This is a genomic window from Paraburkholderia sp. (genome assembly GCF_047605525.1).
GTDB lineage: Bacteria > Pseudomonadota > Gammaproteobacteria > Burkholderiales > Burkholderiaceae > Paraburkholderia.
Window position 1 is genome coordinate 116,278 of the sequence record NZ_JASGFN010000009.1, and the last position, 15,618, is coordinate 131,895.

General features: G+C 64.0%; 15 protein-coding genes. 5 read left to right on the forward strand and 10 right to left on the reverse strand.

What is annotated here, in order from left to right; genetic code table 11:
• The first annotated feature begins 104 nt into the window (after positions 1-104).
• The 3 genes from QM685_RS15015 (at position 105) to QM685_RS15025 (ending at position 2,154) form a co-directional block, all read left to right on the forward strand.
• Positions 105-866, forward strand: a complete 762-nt coding sequence (locus QM685_RS15015; RefSeq protein ID WP_415117148.1) for a DUF899 domain-containing protein — start codon at positions 105-107, stop codon at positions 864-866.
• Positions 866-1,696: a DUF2182 domain-containing protein gene (locus QM685_RS15020; protein ID WP_415117149.1), complete on the forward strand. Its 831-nt coding sequence runs from the start codon at positions 866-868 to the stop codon at positions 1,694-1,696. The genes QM685_RS15015 and QM685_RS15020 overlap by 1 nt, the downstream gene beginning before the upstream one ends.
• Positions 1,697-1,887: 191 nt before the next feature.
• Positions 1,888-2,154 carry a DUF4148 domain-containing protein gene (locus QM685_RS15025; RefSeq protein ID WP_415117150.1) on the forward strand — a complete coding sequence of 89 codons (267 nt, stop codon included), beginning with the start codon at positions 1,888-1,890 and terminating at the stop codon, positions 2,152-2,154.
• Between the two features lie 167 nt (positions 2,155-2,321).
• Here the strand turns inward: QM685_RS15025 and QM685_RS15030 are convergent, their stop codons facing one another.
• From QM685_RS15030 to QM685_RS15060, 7 genes are all read right to left on the reverse strand, one after another.
• Positions 2,322-3,764, reverse strand: coding sequence for an aldehyde dehydrogenase family protein (locus QM685_RS15030; protein WP_415117151.1), 1,443 nt, complete (start codon positions 3,762-3,764; stop codon positions 2,322-2,324).
• A 37-nt stretch (positions 3,765-3,801) separates the two neighbouring features.
• Complete coding sequence (locus QM685_RS15035) at positions 3,802-4,998, reverse strand: fumarylacetoacetate hydrolase family protein (RefSeq protein WP_415117152.1); 1,197 nt, start codon at positions 4,996-4,998, stop codon at positions 3,802-3,804.
• Between the two features lie 94 nt (positions 4,999-5,092).
• Positions 5,093-6,877, reverse strand: coding sequence for an IlvD/Edd family dehydratase (locus QM685_RS15040; protein WP_415117153.1), 1,785 nt, complete (start codon positions 6,875-6,877; stop codon positions 5,093-5,095).
• A 5-nt stretch (positions 6,878-6,882) separates the two neighbouring features.
• The gene (locus tag QM685_RS15045; RefSeq protein ID WP_415117154.1) at positions 6,883-8,205 is read right to left on the reverse strand and encodes an MFS transporter; all 1,323 of its coding nucleotides are present in this window, start codon (positions 8,203-8,205) and stop codon (positions 6,883-6,885) included.
• Between the two features lie 216 nt (positions 8,206-8,421).
• Entirely contained in the window at positions 8,422-9,417 is a 996-nt protein-coding gene (locus QM685_RS15050; protein WP_415117155.1) for a LacI family DNA-binding transcriptional regulator, read from the reverse strand.
• A gap of 151 nt (positions 9,418-9,568) precedes the next feature.
• Positions 9,569-10,453: an SMP-30/gluconolactonase/LRE family protein gene (locus QM685_RS15055; RefSeq protein ID WP_415117156.1), complete on the reverse strand. Its 885-nt coding sequence runs from the start codon at positions 10,451-10,453 to the stop codon at positions 9,569-9,571.
• On the reverse strand, positions 10,450-11,217 hold the full coding sequence (locus QM685_RS15060) for an SDR family NAD(P)-dependent oxidoreductase (RefSeq protein WP_415117157.1): 768 nt from the start codon (positions 11,215-11,217) through the stop codon (positions 10,450-10,452). Before QM685_RS15060 ends, QM685_RS15055 begins: the two co-directional genes overlap by 4 nt.
• Before the next feature lie 137 nt (positions 11,218-11,354).
• On the opposite strand from QM685_RS15060, the gene QM685_RS15065 reads away from it, so the two are divergent.
• The gene (locus QM685_RS15065) at positions 11,355-11,621 is read left to right on the forward strand and encodes an endo-1,4-beta-xylanase (RefSeq protein WP_415117158.1); all 267 of its coding nucleotides are present in this window, start codon (positions 11,355-11,357) and stop codon (positions 11,619-11,621) included.
• 27 nt (positions 11,622-11,648) lie between these two features.
• On the opposite strand, the gene QM685_RS15070 is transcribed toward QM685_RS15065, so the two are convergent.
• The 3 genes from QM685_RS15070 to QM685_RS15080 form a co-directional block, all read right to left on the reverse strand.
• Entirely contained in the window at positions 11,649-13,214 is a 1,566-nt protein-coding gene (locus QM685_RS15070) for an alpha/beta hydrolase (protein ID WP_415117159.1), read from the reverse strand.
• A gap of 426 nt (positions 13,215-13,640) precedes the next feature.
• A complete protein-coding gene (locus tag QM685_RS15075; protein WP_415117160.1) occupies positions 13,641-13,859 on the reverse strand; it encodes a YMGG-like glycine zipper-containing protein in 219 nt (72 codons plus the stop codon).
• An 11-nt stretch (positions 13,860-13,870) separates the two neighbouring features.
• Positions 13,871-14,248, reverse strand: a complete 378-nt coding sequence (locus tag QM685_RS15080; protein WP_415117161.1) for a hypothetical protein — start codon at positions 14,246-14,248, stop codon at positions 13,871-13,873.
• Between the two features lie 867 nt (positions 14,249-15,115).
• On the opposite strand from QM685_RS15080, the gene QM685_RS15085 reads away from it, so the two are divergent.
• Positions 15,116-15,616 (forward strand): helix-turn-helix transcriptional regulator, encoded by a 501-nt coding sequence (locus QM685_RS15085; RefSeq protein WP_415117162.1) that lies wholly within the window; start codon positions 15,116-15,118, stop codon positions 15,614-15,616.
• Positions 15,617-15,618 lie beyond the last annotated feature (2 nt).

Genomic DNA, 15,618 nt, shown 5'->3' on the forward strand with positions numbered 1-15,618 from the left:
GCCCGTCGAATGCCCGGTACTAATCTAGCACGACCATCAACCGTACCCGGCGCCGTATCGACAAGGGTTCGAGCGGCACGGAACGACTCACGGAGGAACTAGATATGACGACGCATACGACCGGAACACGCGACGAGTGGCTCGCCGCGCGACGCGCGCTGCTCGACGCGGAGAAGGAATTCACGCGACGCGGCGACGAACTCGCGCAACAACGTCAGGCGCTGCCGTGGGTGCGGGTCGACAAGACCTACCGCTTCGATACCGACGAAGGCAGCGCGACGCTCGCCGATCTCTTCCGCGGACGCTCGCAGCTTCTCGTCTATCACTTCATGTTCGGCCCCGACTACAAGGCGGGCTGCCCGTCGTGCTCGTCGATCGCGGATGGCTTCGACGGCTTCGCCGTGCATCTCGCGCACCACGACGTGATGCTGATGGCGGTATCGCGCGCCCCACTCGCGAAGCTGCGGGCATACAAGCAGCGCATGGGATGGACGTTCCCGTGGGCATCGTCGTCGGGGGGCGACTTCAACTTCGACTTCAACGTCTCGTTCAGCGAGGAGCAGCAGCGCAAGGGCGAGATCGAATACAACTACGCCCGCAACGGTCACGCGATGGACGTGACGCCCGCGCCGGCGCCCGTCGCGCAGTTCGCGGCCACCTGCGGCACGGACGCGGCCACCTATTCGCGCGACCGCCCCGGCATGAGCGCGTTCGTGCTCGAGGACGGCGTCGTCTATCACACGTATTCGACCTACGCGCGCGGCGTGGATGCGCTGTGGGGCATGTACCAGTGGCTCGATCGCGCGCCGAAGGGGCGCAACGAGACGGGCATCTGGTGGCGCCGTCACGACGAGTACGAGCGGTGATGAGCGCGCTCGCACGTACCGTCCGCGCAGACAGGGAACGGGCGGCCTCCCGTAGCGCGAGCGGTTCCGGCTTCGCGTTTCCCGGCATCTGCGTGCTGTTGTTCATCGCGAGCGTCGTGGCGACGCTCGCGCAAAGCGCGTCGATGGCGGCGATGGGCGCGTTGCCGATGCCCGGCGGCTGGTCGATGTCGATGATATGGATGCCGACGTGCGGACGCACGTGGGCGCGCACGGCCGCATCGTTCGTCGACATGTGGATCGTGATGATGGCGGCGATGATGCTGCCGTCGCTCGCGCGGATGCTGGCGCGCTATCGCGAGGCGGTCGGCTCGCGGGTGCGCGCGAGTCGACTCGCTTTGCTGACACTGCGGGTAGATGTCGGCTATTGGGCCGTATGGATCGCGTCAGGTGCGGCGGTCTTCGCGCTGGGCGCCGCGCTCGCGACGCTCGAATTGCGATGGCAAGCGCTTGCCCGTGAGGTTCCGCTAGCGGCCGGCCTCGTCGTGCTGCTTGCTGGCGCGCTTCAGTTCAGCGCATGGAAAGCGCGCCACCTCGCCTGCTGCCGCGCAACGCCGCGTATTGCCGCGGACGCCGCCACCGCGTGGCGATACGGCGTGCGCGTCGGCATCCACTGCGCCTGTTGCTGTGCGGGATTGACGGCGATGCTGCTTGTCGTCGGCATCACGGACCTGCGCATGATGGCAGTCGTGACGGCGGCGATCACCGCCGAGCGTCTTGCCCCGGACGGTGCGCGCATTGCGCGGCTGATTGGCGTCATGGCTATCTGCAGCGGATTGTTGCTGATCGCGCAAGCCGCCATAGCCAGGTAATCCGCCAGCGCCACCTATCGCTTCAAAAAGCGACAGCCGGCGACAGGACTATCTCAATATTGTTTTAATTTCGGAAATAGTAAGTTCGTTAATTAGGTATTTACCCTAGTTTTCGCTCCTCCTAGACTTGTCACCACTGCTGCAGACAAACGCGTTCGCAGCCAAACAAGACAAATCTGGAGGTAATAATCATGAAATCGCTCGTTCAAGCTGTCGTTATCGCCGCTACCCTTGCTGCTCCGGTTGCTGTTTTCGCTCAATCGAACCAGCCGCTGACCCGCGCGCAAGTCCGCGCGGAGCTGGTCCAGGTCGAAAAGGCCGGCTACAACCCGGCGCGTTCGAACCCGAATGAATATCCGTCGAACATCCAGGCTGCTGAAGCTCGCATCGCCGCGCAAAACAGCGCCGTCGGCGGCGTGACGAGCGGTTCGTCGCAGCAAGGCCACGCAGCCGAGTAAGCTGTCCGGTTAGCCGGAAAGCAGAAAGAAGTTACGGTAGCCGTACCTGCCGGAGCGCTTCGCCATGAGTGCTCCGGCAGTTCCCCTGTTGGCCCGTCATCGCGGTTGAATGCGATGGCGGGCCAGTTTCGTTCTGGCGTGTCGATCGCAGCCGACGAACCCGCGCGTCAAACCGCGCCCGCGTTGATATACGCGGTCTTCACCGTCGTATAGAACTCGCGTGCATAGCTGCCCTGCTCGCGCGGACCATAGCTCGAACCCTTGCGACCGCCGAACGGTACGTGATAGTCGACGCCCGCTGTCGCGGTGTTGACCATCACCATGCCGGCCTGCGCATGACGGCGGAAATGGCTCGCGTACTTCAGCGACATCGTGCAGATACCGGCCGATAGCCCGAACTCGGTGTCGTTGGCGACCGCGAGCGCTTCGTGGTAGTCCTTGACCTTGATGACCGAGGCCACCGGGCCGAACACCTCCTCGCGATTGATGCGCATGGCGGGTGTCGTCTCCGTGACCAGCGCGGGCGCGAGGAAATAGCCGCGCGTCGCGCCGTCGACACGCTCGCCGCCGAACACCGTGCCGCCCTCTTCCCGCGCGATCGCGAGATAGCGCTCGTCCTGCTGCAACTGCTTGTCGTCGACGACCGGGCCGATATGCGTGCCGTCCGCGAGCGCATCGCCGATCTTCAGCGCCCGCATACGCGCCTTCATGCCGTCGATGAAGCGATCATGAATCGCTTCGGTCACGATGAGCCGGCTCGACGCCGTGCAACGCTGGCCCGTCGAATAGAAGGCGCCGTTGATGCACGCCTCGATCGCGACGTCGAGGTCGGCGTCGTCGAGCACGACCATCGGATTCTTGCCGCCCATCTCGAGCTGGAATTTCTTGCCTGACGCGAAGCATTTCTCGCCGATCGCGCGGCCTGTCGCTACCGATCCGGTGAAGCTCACCGCGTCGACGTCCAGCGACGACACCAGCGCTTCGCCAACCACCGAGCCGCGCCCCATCACGAGGTTGATCACGCCGGCCGGCGCGCCCGCCTCGGCGATGATTTTCACCAGTTCCCACGTGCTCGCCGGCACCAGGTCGGCCGGCTTGATCACGACCGTGTTGCCGTACGCAAGAGCCGGCGCGATCTTCCATGCCGGAATCGCGATCGGGAAATTCCACGGCGTAATCAGGCCCACCACGCCAACCGGCTCGCGCGTCATCTCGACGGTCATGCCCGGCCGCACCGACGGCACCGTTTCGCCACCCAGGCGCAGCGCTTCGCCGACAAAGAACTTGAAAATCTGCCCGGCGCGGCCCACTTCGCCGATCGCCTCGGGCAGCGTCTTGCCCTCTTCTCGCGCGAGCAGCCGGCCGAGTTCCGCCTTGCGCGCGAGGATCGTGCTGGCCGCCTGGTCGAGCACGTCGAAACGCTGCTGCGGCGTGGACAACGACCACTGCGCGAAAGCCTTGCGCGCGGCGCTGATCGCGCGTTGCGTCTGTTCGGCGTCGGCCTGCGCGAATTCGCCGATCACGTCGTCGAGATTCGACGGGTTGACGTTGCGGGACACGCTTGCGCCGTCCACCCACTGTCCGTCGATGTAGTTTGCAAACTGACTCATGTGCTTCTCCTGTCGATACGAACTGGCTGCCCCACCGTCACGCAGCAACAAGCAGGCCACGCGCGGCGAGATTGCGATACAGCGCGCGCACGCCGAACGTCCACGGTTCGATTTCGGTGGACAGCCGCACCGTGTTGGTCAGCGCGCCGAGTTGCGGCGTGGCAATCGTCACGCGATCGCCGAGGTGATGCGTGAAGCCGCCGCCGGGCGCGTCGCGGTCCTTGATCGGCGAGAACATCGTGCCGAGGAACAGCATGAAGCCGTCCGGGTACTGATGGTGACGGCCGCAGGTCTGCGCGACGAGGTCGGCCGGATCGCGGCTGATCTCGCTCATATGGCTCACGCCGTCGAGCACGAAGTCGTCGTCGGCGCCTTCGACGCGTAGCGACACGCTCGCGGCGCGCACCGAGTCGAGCGAGAAGCTGTCGTCGAACAGACGCACGAACGGGCCGATCGCGCACGAGCCGTTGTTGTCCTTGCACTTGCCGAGCAACAGCGCCGAGCGGCCTTCGATATCGCGCAGGTTCACGTCGTTGCCGAGCGTCGCACCGACGATATCGCCGCGGCTATTCACCGCGAGCACGATCTCGGGCTCCGGGTTGTTCCACACCGACGCCGCGAGCAGCCCGACGTCCGCGCCGAAGCCGACCGCCGACATCGGCTGGGACTTCGAAAATACCTCCGCATCCGGGCCTATGCCGACTTCCATGTATTGCGACCACGCATCGCGCCGCTCGAGTTCGGCCTTCAGCTTCATCGCGGCGTCCGAACCCGGCTTGATCTTCGAGAGATCCGTGCCGATCGTCGACGCGATCGTCTCGCGCACTTCCTTCGCCTTCGCCGGATCGCCGCCCGCCTGTTCCTCGATCACGCGCTCGATCAGGCTCACCGCGAACGTGACGCCGCAAGCCTTGATCGCCTGCACGTCGCACGGCGCGAGCAGACGGACGGCCGGCGCGGCCGCCGCAACCGATGCCGGCAGATTTGCCTCGATCAGCCGCCCGACCGGCCCGAGCGATACGCCCGGCGCCGTGCGTGCGATTTGCGCGGCATCGTCGCGCTCGAACAGATCGGCCGTGGTCGGCACTGCCGCAGTGATGTCGAACACCTCGCCGCCGCGCACGGCGACCACGCACGGTCCTTCGTGCTGCCCGGTCTTGCGCCACACGCGGCCGACGAGCAGCGCCTTGTCGAGATCGTCCGGAAGGAAGCTGGATGGAGAAGTTGCGGACATGGGAATGGCTCTTTCAGGAAGTTGGGAAAACCGGAAAGGCCGGGCTTCGCACGGAATATGAAACCCCGCGCAACCGGGCCTTGCTCTCTGTGTATCAGTGCGAATGCCTCGGATTGCCGCGCTCGGCAATCACCTTCAGATAAAGCGTCGCGGGTTCGAGACAGCCGCCGGTCGAAAGCTGGCCGACCGTCTTGCGATACAGCTCCTGCCACGGGGTTTGCGCGGGCGGGGTCTCGAAGTGCACGGTTTCGCGGCGCCGTGCGAGTTCCGCTTCGTCGACCAGCACGTCGACGCTGCGCGCGTTCAGATCGACACGGATACGGTCGTTCGTGCGCAGCAGCGCGAGGCCGCCGCCCACCGCCGCTTCCGGCGACATGTTCAGAATCGACGGACTCGCGGACGTGCCGCTCTGGCGGCCATCGCCGAGCGTCGGCAGCGACGTGATGCCCTGGCGCACGAGTTCGGCAGGCGGCGCCATGTTCACGACCTCGGCGCTGCCCGGATAGCCGACCGTGCCCGTGCCGCGAATCACCAGAATGCAATGCTCGTCGATCTCGAGCGACGGATCGTTGATGCGCGCGTGATAGTCCTCGGGACCGTCGAACACGATGGCGCGCGCCTCGAAGGTGTTTTCCGCGCCGGGCTCGCTCAGATAGGTCCGGCGGAACGCGTCGCCCACCACCGACATCTTCATGATCGCGCTGTCGAAGAAGTTGCCCGACAGCACCATGAAGCCCGCGCCGTGCTTGAGCGGATCGTCGGTCGTCTTGATGACGTCGCGATCGGGCGTGGGCGCGGCGGCCGCGATTTCGCCCATCGTGCGGCCCGACACGGTCAGACATTCCTCGTGCACGAGGCCGGCCTTCGCGAGTTCGCGCATCACGGCCGGCACGCCGCCCGCGCGATGGAAGCTTTCGCCGAGGTATTCGCCCGCCGGCATGCAGTTGACGATCAGCGGCACCTGCTCGCCGACGCGCTGCCAGTCGTCGAGGCTCAACTCGACGCCCATATGCCGCGCGATTGCGATCAGATGCGGCGGGCAGTTGGTCGACGCGCCGAGCGCCGATGCGACGACGATCGCGTTTTCGAACGCCTGTTTCGTCATGATCTTCGACGGCCGCACGTCGTCGCGCACCAGATCGACGATGCGCTTGCCGGTCGCGTACGCCATCTGGCCGCGCTCGCGATACGCGGCCGGGATGCTCGCGCAGCCGGGCAGCGACATGCCGAGCGCTTCGGCGAGGCTGTTCATCGACAGCGCGGTGCCCATCGTGTTGCAGTGGCCGATCGACGGCGACGACGCCGTGGTCAGCTCCATGAAGCCTTCGTAGTCGATCTTGCCAGCCGCGAGCAGATTGCGCGCATGCCAGATCACGGTGCCCGACCCGACGCGCTTGCCGTCGTGCCAGCCGTCGAGCATCGGGCCGCCCGACAGCACGATCGCCGGCATGTCGACGGTGGCCGCGGCCATCAGGCAGGCCGGCGTGGTTTTGTCGCAGCCGGTGGTCAGCACCACGCCGTCGAGCGGAAAGCCGTGCAGGATTTCGACGAGGCCCAGATACGCGAGATTACGGTCGAGCGCGGCGGTCGGCCGGCGGCTCTGCTCGGCGAGCGGGTGCACCGGAAACTCCATCGGAATGCCGCCCGCGTCGCGAATGCCGGCCTTCGTGCGCGCCGCGAGTTCGATGTGATGGCGGTTGCAGGGCGCGAGATCGCTGCCCGTCTGCGCGATGCCGATGATCGGCCGGCCCGACTGCAGCTCTTCGCGCGTCAAGCCGTAGTTCATGAAACGCTCGACGTACAGCGCCGTCATGTCCGCGTGCGAGGGATCGTCGAACCATTCCTGGCTGCGCAGCCGGCGCGGGGTGGATGCTGACATGATGCTTATCTCTCTGTCATGGTGAGGGTTTCGTTGGCGTGCTCCGCGTGCTGCTTTGCGCGCTGCCCGGCACGCGCCGTGTCGCCGGTCAGGTTTTTCGCCACCGCGGTAATCATCGAACCGGTAAAGCCGGACAGGTTGCCGACCGCGTTGATCATCGCGATGCCGGCCGCGGCGGCCGCGCCCGACAGCAACTGTCCGGGGAACGTCCAGTAAATCGGCATCAACGCGAGGATGCCGGCGGTCGCGATCGTCAGGAACGTGATCGCCCACATCACATGATGCGCCAATGCCGCGCTCATGATCAGGCCAATTCCGCCAATCAGCGCCGGAATCGCCGCATGCAGGCGCCGCTCGCCGGTTTTCTTCGAATGCGCGGCGTTCGCGAGCGTCGCGATGATCGCCACGCCGTAAGGAATCGCGGTCAGCAGGCCGATATGCAGCGGATCCTGCACGCCGGTCGCCTTGATGATCGACGGCAGCCAGAACGCGAGGCCGTAGAAGCCGGTATTGAACGTGAGCAGGATCGCCACCAGCAGCCACACGCGCGGATCGCGCACCGCCGAGCCGAAACGCGTGGTCTTGTGCGTGCTCTCGCGCTGCAGATTGGCCGCGAGCAGGCTCTTCTCCTGCGGCGTGAGCCAGCGTGCGCGCTCGATGCCGTCATCGAGCGAGAAATACACGACGAAGGCGGTCAGCAGCGACGGCACGCCTTCGATCAGCAGCATCCACTGCCAGCCCTGATAGCCGAACAGGCCCGCGGTATGGTCCATCAGCCAGCCCGACACGACGCCGCCGAGCATCAGGCTCACCGGCATCGCGATCAGAAAGCCGGACATCACGCGGCTTTGCCGCTGCGCGGGAAACCAGTAGTTGAGGTACAGGATCACGCCGGGGAAAAAGCCGGCCTCGCAGATCCCGAGCAGGAAGCGCAGGATGTAGAACATCGTCGCGGTCTCGACGTGCGCGAGGCGCGCGAGCGGCTCGACGAAGGCGAGCGCCATCGACACGAGCCCCCACGTGAACATGATCCGCGCGATCCAGAAGCGCGCGCCGTAGCGATGCAGGAACACGTTGCTGGGCACTTCGAAGATGAAATAGCCCCAGAAGAACACGCTCGCGCCGATCGCGTACATCGTGTCGGAGAGGCCCAGATCGTCGAGCATCTGCAGCTTGGCAAAGCCCACGTTGACGCGGTCCAGATAGGCGACCACGTAGCACAGCAGCAGTACCGGCAGCAGCCGGCGCACGACCTTGCGATAGGTCTTTTCTTCAAACTCGTCGGTCCGCGCGGCGAGCGCGGCGATTGCGGACGGTCCAGCGGTCATTCGTATCTCCATCAGCGTATTGTTCGTGGGAAATGCCGTTGCGCCCCGGCCGCACGCTTATGCGCCGACGAACCCCGCCGATAAGTTACCGGTAACATTTCTGGCCGTGGATGCTACGCGCGGCTTACTATCCGAACAACCAAGGGATATCCCTGGGCTGTATTTCAAGTGTCTGAAGTCTGCGACGCCCCGGCTGTTTCGCGCGGCGCTAAATTTTTATGCGCTTTCCCGAGGAATGACCGTGAAGTCGATCTTGACCGGTTTCCTGCGCTGCGCGTGACCGTTTTCGCGGTCGGCGAGCGCGGCGAGCAGCATTTCGCCGGCCCGCTGACCGATGCCGTATGCATCCACCGACACCGTCGTGATGGTCGGCTGACAGCACCACGACACCTCGAAATTGCCGAAACCGGCGATCGCGATGTCGTCCGGCACCGACAGCCCGCGCCGGTGGCACTCCATGATCGCGCCGAACGCCGACATGTCGCTCACGCACATCACCGCCTCGGTATCGGGCCATGTTTCGAGCAATGCGCCGATCGCCGGCGCGCCGTGACTCATCGTGATCGGCGAATCGCCGAGCCGGATCACGCGCGGCGCGCCGAGCCCGAGCGCCTTCATTTCGGCGGCGTAACCGCGCATCCGGTCGTGACCGCGCCGATCGCGCTCGCTCGCGCCGGCGATAAAACCGATCCGGCGATAACCGCGCTCGTGCAGATGCCGGACCATCGCGCGCGCCGCCGCCGAGTTCGAAAAGCCGACGACCGTATCGATCGGAACGGCGGGCAGATCCCACATCTCGACGACCGGAATGCCGGCGCGCTGCAACAGCATGCGCGTCGCCTCCGTGTGCCGGCTGCCGGTCAGCGCGACGCAGCGCGGCTGATGGCGCAGCATCGAGCGCACGAGTACTTCTTCCTGTTCGAGACGGTAGTCGGTATCACCGAGCAATAGCTGCAAGCCGTGCGGGCTCAACGCGGCATTCAGTCCGCGCACCGTATCGGAAAAGTTCGAGCTGGACAGCGACGGCACCAGCACCGCGACGAACGCCGAGCGGCCCGAGGACAGCGCGCCCGCCGCCGCGTCCGCGACATAGCCGAGTTCGTCGATTACCTTCTGGACCCGCTCGCGCGTGGCCTGCGACACGTTGCGTCCCGCCAGCACCCGCGACACGGTCATCTTCGAAACGCCCGCGCGTTCGGCGACATCGGACATGCGGGGCGGGACAGGCGGCCTGGACGTCATGGTATGGATCGGTGCAAATGCGCGAAAGTCACGGAACGCACATGATACCTGGCGGCACCTTGCGCAGCGACCAGGACGAACTTCGGATGGCGCGCGGCCTGTCTTCGCTGTTCTTTAAGCGTTAACGCTCGAAACCCACCGTGCAGCGCGCCTGCACCTGCCCCGGCACCGGCGCGCGGAACGTGAACAGTCCGCCCGCCTGCGGCTGATGCTGTCGCTCGACCGCCGTCAGTCCCTTCCACGCGGTCGATACGTACACGGTTCGCAGATCGTCATCGCCGAATGCGAGCTTCGTCACGTTCGCGCACGGCAACGGCACCTGATCGACCAGTTCGCCCGCCGGCGAGTAACGCTCGATACGCCAGCCGCCGAACAGCGCGACCCACAGGAACCCGTCGGCATCGACCGCCATGCCGTCCGGGTGGCCGTCGCCCGAGATCGCGGCGAAGATGCGCTTGCCCGACAGCGTGCCGTCTTCGGCGACGTCGAACGCGTACACGACGCGGCGCATCGTGTCGTTGTGATAGAGCATGCGGCCGTCCGGGCTCATCGCCGGACCGTTGGTGATCACATAATCGTCGTCCTGCGCGATCGCCGCGCCGCTTTCGTTCACGCGATACAGCGTGCCGCTCGGCGCTTCTTCGGCATCGTCCATCGAGCCGAACCACAAGCGTCCCCGCGCATCGACGAAACCATCGTTGAGCCGGTTGCCCGGCAGATGCGGCTCGACGTCCACGAGCTTGCTGAACTGCCCGCTCGCCGCGTCGAAGCGATACAGGCCGCCTGGCAGGCCGCACACGAAAACCTTGTCAGCGAGCGGCGCGATAAAGCCGGGCTGATCCGGCGCCTGCCACGTCTGCTGCTCGCCGGTCGTCACGCTCAGCCGATGAATCCGCCGGCCCTTGATGTCGACGAAATAGACCGCGTTTTCCGCGGCCTGCCACAGCGGCCCTTCGGCGAGCTCGGCGCCCACCGGCCATACACATACAGGGACCGGCATGCTCATTCCCCGTACCATCCCGCATCGACGAAGTAATCGCGGCCGGAGCAGCGGGACGCGTCATCGGAGGCGAGGAACAGCGCCATGCGCGCGACATGCTCGGGCTCGATGCGCAGTTGCAGACATTGACTCGCGACGACCTTCGCTTCGCTCTCGGGCGACTGCCACAACTGCATCTGCCGGGGCGTCTTCACCGCGCCGGGGATGATGCAATTCACGCGAATCCCCGCGCTGCCCAGGTCGCGCGCGAGACCGCGCGTGAGCCCTTCGATACCGGCCTTCGCGGTCATATAGATCGCGAGGTTCGGCAGCGCGAGATGCCACGACACCGAACCGAGATTGAGGATCACGCCGCGACCCGCCTTGCGCATACCGTTCGCGGCGGCCTGCGCGCAGAAAAACTGGTGCCGCAGATTCACGGCGATCCGATCGTCCCAGTAGCTCGCGGTGAGCTGGCCGACTTCATGGCGGTCGTCGTTGCCGGCGTTGTTCACGAGCACGTCGATCGGACCCGCCGCCTCGACGATTGCCGCGAACGTGCTTTCGATCGCATCGACGCTGTGCAGATCGCAATGGCGAAACAACGGCGGATGCTTCGCATCGCGCAGCGTTTCCTGCAACACGAGCGAATCGTGTTCGGCCACGTCGAGGAAAAACACGCGCGCGCCCTGCCGCGCGAAGGCCTCGACCATTGCGGCGCCGATACCGCTGCCGCCGCCGGTGACGACGATCGTTGTGTCCGACAGGCTCGGATAGATTGCGTACGACATCAGATATTCCACTTTTACGAGTAGGACCACACACGGGTGTCGATTACGACACGATCTCGACTTCGCTCAGCATACGCCAGTCGCGTTCGAGCGTTCTGACCGCGTTGCCCGCAACCGTGACCGTGCCGCTCAGATGAATGTCGCGGCTAGAGCGCGAACGCGATGATTTGCGCGGCGATGCGGTCCTCGAGACCGCCGAGGTTGTACGGCCGGCCGCCAATCATCACGACGACGGTCGGCGTACCGCTCCCGCAACCACCATCACGTTCTGGGGCTATTCGGACAAGCATACGTGGCTGACTTCGACGCCGGTGCCGCGCACCAATCTGCCGCTGCTGTTCGATGCGAACCTGAAGCCGAAAGCGACGTTGTGGACGATCGTCGACTCGTCTTACCGGCCGTAACTTTCAGGCGCAACGAACATCGACATCTCAAGGCTCGTCGGAGCCGACCTGCTCGAGCGCATTGAGATCCTCGTCGAAATCGTCGGGCTGTCCGTCAGCGGTTTCGTGCGTGCGCTTCGGCGACTTGACGACGGGCGGCGGCATCTTGCCGATGCCTTCATCGATACGTTGCAGCAGATACGGGAAGAACGGATTCGACGCGATACGGAACATCGAATCGAGCGTCAGAATCAGCGTGCCGCGTTCGCCGCGCGGCGCGAGCGTGCCGAGGTTCTCGTTGAAGTTCTCCGAGTCGTCCGGCGCGATGCCGTACAGCGCGTCGGTAATCGGGAACGGAATCGCGACGTGCGACAACGAGAAAATATCCTGCGGATAGTCGAGATCCAATGGTTTCACGCGCGTTTGCGTTTCGCCGGCATAGACACTGCGTTCGACGGTATGAGCCGAGTCCGGCGACGCATTGGCGATGACCGTCGTGCGATAGTTCTGCGGACCGATGCGCAATAGCCGCGACAGCGCCGTATACGACGCGACGCGCAGGAAGGTCCTGAAGCGCACGCTGCGGTTCACGTCGAACAACACGACTTCACTGCCGTTCTCCGGCAGCTTGTCGTAGAGCGACGACATCACCGCGGGCGTGCTGACCGTGAAATCGGTCACCGACTGGAACGTCAGAATAGGCGGCAACGTGTCGAGCCGGTTCTCACGCTCGAGCCTCGCGATCTGCTCCTGAATGACGCTCGTGAGCAGATACGACTGCCGCGCGCCGTTCACCGGGAACGAGTTGTATTTGAACGGATTGAACTCCGGCACGATGCCAAGCCACGCTGCGCGCGCGAACGCCGGCAATACCGCGGGCAATCCGGCGAGACCCGCAAAGCGCGCATAACGCGTCACGCCGATCATCGGCGAAATCAGGATGACGCGCGTCGGGCGCGTGAGTGCCGGATTCTCTACGGCGTCCAGCGCATATTGCAACGCCAGCGCGCCGCCGTTCGAAAAGCCGACCAGTTCGAGCGGCTTGTCCGGACCGATGCGCCGGCGCGCTTCACGCACCGCAAGGCGCGTGGCCGCGGTCCACTCCTGCCAGTGGACATCGGAGAGCCCGCTCGGCACCGTGCCGTGTCCCGGCAAACGAATGCCGATCGCAACAAAGCCGCGGTCGCGGTAGCGGCGCGCGATATGCCGCAGACTGTACGGCGAATCCGTCATTCCATGCAGCAGCACCACCGCGCCGACGGGCGGCCCCGACGGTTCGAGGATGTACGAGTGGTTCCAGTTATCGGCGAAATGCCCCGGATAGATCGGCGAGCCTTCGTAATACCGGTTCGCCGGAATGCGCTCGGACGGCTTTATCTTTTCGACGACGTTGACGCGCACGTCTTCAAAAATGCGGTTCTCGGCCTTTATGTAGGCATTCCAGTCACCGGTGTTCATTTCTTCGACGGTCATTTCGCGAGGCACATAGGTATGCCAGACCGACAGCTCCGGCCCGCGTTGCGAGTACCACGCGCGCAATCCAAGTGCGAGTATCGCCAACAGGATCACAATCAATACGCTTATCTTTATTACCTTCAGCGATGTGCGTAGCATTCGATTTCTCTTGTGAAGGTTGCATGGAGCGCAAGCTGCTGGCTGCGCGATGCGCACATGCCGTCATCGCGACGGCATTCCGGTCCGGATATCCTAAGGGCTTTTAATCATCCGTTCAAATCGCGAGCGGGAACGGATCAGCCAGATGCGCTCCGTTTTTGACATTCGACGCGGGAATCAACCGTAGGGGATTCTCGAGGCGCCATGTGGAAATCGCGACGATTTGCGCTTGCGGCTTTTCATGTGCGACAGGCCATGCTGTCGTGCCGCAACGAAGCTGAAACGAAGCTGATGCAACGACAGGCTTGCAAGCCCATACCGGAAGATCGAGTAGCCGACCGACCCGCCTGGGCCGTCCGGCAGTCCAGCGAGACGATCGAGGCCGGAGCGCGACACCGCCCCCCGGCCTCGCATACCCACGAGCAATTACTGACGGCCGCGAATATTGCCGGCCACACCGCCGGCCGCGCCGCCGATGATCGCGCCGGTCCAGGCATCGCCGCCCGAGATTGCCGCGATGCCCGCGCCGGCGCCCGCGCCGATCGCCGCGCCGCTCATCGTTCCTTGCGCCTGCGGGCTCATATCCGTGCAGCCGACCATGACTACCAGGGTGCCGATGCTTACGATCCATCCGAGTCGTTTCATGATCGTCCTCCTTATTGGTTTTTCTTCAGGCCGGGCACGACCATCTGAAACCAGAGGGTCTCGATCACCGGATGCTGGATCATCGTGGGATTGGCGGCGTAATACTGATCGAGCCCAGTGCGCACGCTGTCGAGCGTCTGGCCCTGCATACCCTTGCCGAAGCGTTGCGCGATGTCGTTGCTGTTCGCCGCATTGCCGGCGTAGGCGCGCTCGACGTCGAGCAGATTGGCGATACCGACGAGGTAGGCCTTTTTCGCCTCGTCCGACGACTGCACCCATTGTTGGCCCGTGACAATTGGAATACTTTGCGCGCGCGCGACATTGCTCATCATTGCGAGCGACAGGAAAGTCAGAGAGATCAGCGTTCGCCATTGTGGTTTGATTGCCATCACATACTCCAAGGAAGTTATGTTCTCCAGCGATCTGCCGCCAACCTCATCCAGCGGCCTCGAACGAGTTATTTTGAAGAGTGGTGTGTGTCCCGTCGAATCTCCTTTCAGGTTCACCGGTCGGCATGATTCGCCAGGTTGAGTTCTATCAGGCGATAAACACCTGGATGACAGAAGATCTCGTGACGAATTGGAGTGGTTTGCGAACGTGACATATCGGCTCAACACGCAGTGTTGTCCCGGCCTTGATGCATCAGACACAATATAGAGTCTATAGCGTTTTTCGTAATTTCCAAGCTCATTTCAATGCAATGCCACGAACCGGAACATTGCATCCAAAGACAATCCGCGCATGAACGGAATGCGACGCAATGCGAGTAAACACTATCTTCTCTTTGTCGAATTTCCACGTATTGAGTGCATTGCATACGAGACGTGTCATTTCTATTGAAGCCTGCAAATCCGCGCCGCTAATTGATAGCAATTGACATTTAAACTATTCGACTCCGGTCTATTTCCTTTCTAATACCAGTAGTACAGACCAATCATCGAACAGGTACGACCGCGTGTCCGATATCCAGACATGACCGGGCACTCGTTGAATCGCGCGGCATGGAAGTCAGCCGTTCGCCTCGGTCGATTATGCCTGGCAGCATCCGGGTGGCTGCGTAGCAGCGATGGGGGGGTATGGGGGGTTAGACGATTAGTTGCATAGCAAACCGCATTCACCGCGCATCGTCCGGAGCGAATCCATTCGCGAGCATTAACAGTCTTTAGCTTGTAATTAACAAATACAGGATATAGACTGTATCTGTCGCTTACAGGCTTTGACCTGTTGGCGCGCGGGAGCCGAACCGGAGATCGACCGTGGACTACCCCATCAAGACGCTGAACCAGTTGAGGCCGATCCTGCAGGGCTTCAGGAAAGCCGCCGGGCTCACGCAGGCCGCGATGGCCAGTCACCTGGGCGTGACGCAGCAAACCTACGCGCAACTCGAGGCCAATCCGGCCGCAGTCAGCGTCGAGCGGCTGTTCAGGGTCCTGCGAATATTGCAGGTCGATCTGAATCTCGCGCCGACCGGCTCCGCGCAAAACGACGCCACCGCGGAAATCGCGCCGTCGTCCGCCCCCCACGCACCCACCCGCCGGGCCGCCAGAAAAGCGCCGGTCGCAACAACCGGCGGCGCAAAGCGCGTAACGCAAGCCCCCCGCAAACAGGACGCCTCGCCAGGAAAGCCGGCGCGCGCCGCCCGTCCGGCGCAGCAGGCCGCCGCAACAGCGACGCGTGCGGTCCGCGGCAAGAACGCGTCTGCTCCATCGCGCGCCGCCGCGAAATCCGCCACCGGCAAGAAGCGGGAGGACTGGTAAGC